2 protein-coding genes are annotated in these 1,185 nt (G+C 52.8%); both read right to left on the reverse strand.

Annotation, left to right across the window (positions count from 1 at the left end; genetic code table 11):
• Positions 1-980, reverse strand: a 980-nt coding sequence (locus CWE07_RS14215) for a heavy metal-binding domain-containing protein (RefSeq protein WP_133307009.1), incomplete at its 3' end; no start/stop codon positions are given.
• Positions 973-1,185: hypothetical protein (locus CWE07_RS14220; protein ID WP_133307010.1), on the reverse strand; the 213-nt coding region annotated here is incomplete at its 5' end. The genes CWE07_RS14220 and CWE07_RS14215, both read right to left, overlap by 8 nt.

Consider the following 1,185-nt stretch of genomic DNA (forward strand, 5'->3'; position numbering starts at 1 on the left):
GCGTTTTGTATCGCTACACGTACTTGGCGGGTACGACTGTCCGCATCTAAACGAGGGGATAGAGACTCAACCACGCCTTCGATCGGTTGCTCTGAGGAAGTCAGTGAAAATGTCAGCGTTTGACCTACTTCAATGTATGCCAGATCACGCTCAAACAACTCGAATACCGCCCACATACGCTCAGCATCCGCAAGCTCCAGCAAGGTGTCACCCGTGTTAACATAATCGCCTTGCGATACATTTCGCGTCACCACAAGTCCCGACGACGGTGCGTGAATCTCAATCCGATCACTGGCTTCACCTCGCGCTATGACCTGTTCAATCTGGCTGCTTGAAAGCCCCAGCAAGCGCAAACGTTCACGAGCGGCGCGCAACGTGGTTTGGTTCGATTCCGCCAGGAATGCGGGTGCTTCACGGTTTGCCTGACGCTGCGCCTGTAGCAGTTCCTGTTGGGCGATCAAAAGCTCTGGGCTATACAGTTCAACTAATGGTGCGCCTGCTTCCACCTGCGCACCCGAGTAATTCACATGTAAACGCTCAATACGCCCACTCGTCCAAGCTGAAATAGTGGTCAACGCCCGCTCATCAAAGTCGAGTGAGCCTATTAAACGTAACTGTGCTGTGGCAGAGCCCTTCTCAACCACAAAGGTTTGCAGGCTAAGCAGCGCCAAACTTCGTCCGCTAAGCTCTATCGCCACAACGTCATCGTCACGGGCACTGCTGCTGGTGACAGGCACAAGCTCCATGCCACAAATAGGACAGCGATCATTCGGATCTGTTGAGCGAAAGTTTGGGTGCATCGAGCAGGTGTATTCTTGCTCACCGTTTGCTGCAGCCTCCGATGATGAGGCTTGGTGGTCTTGCTCATGCACATGATCATGTGAATGAGGCGTCTGGAAAGATATGCCTAGTACTGTTGTTCCCAACGCAAGTACAACGAAAACCACGGCAATCACGGTAATTGGATTCTTTTTATTCATCTTTAACCTCGACGGAAATAACCTCGACGGAAGTCGCGGAAGGTTCTGCTTCAGCAGGCGTTTCTGCTGGCAGCGGAAGGGTTGGCATCAGGGCATGTATGGTCGCCACCGCTGCTAACTGATTTGCCATGGCTCGGCGGTGTGCCAAGGCGAAACTAAGCCACTCCTGTTGACTCGTAATAACGTCCGTAAAGCTGGCGCTTCC

This window comes from Aliidiomarina maris (assembly GCF_003987335.1).
Taxonomy (GTDB): domain Bacteria; phylum Pseudomonadota; class Gammaproteobacteria; order Enterobacterales; family Alteromonadaceae; genus Aliidiomarina; species Aliidiomarina maris.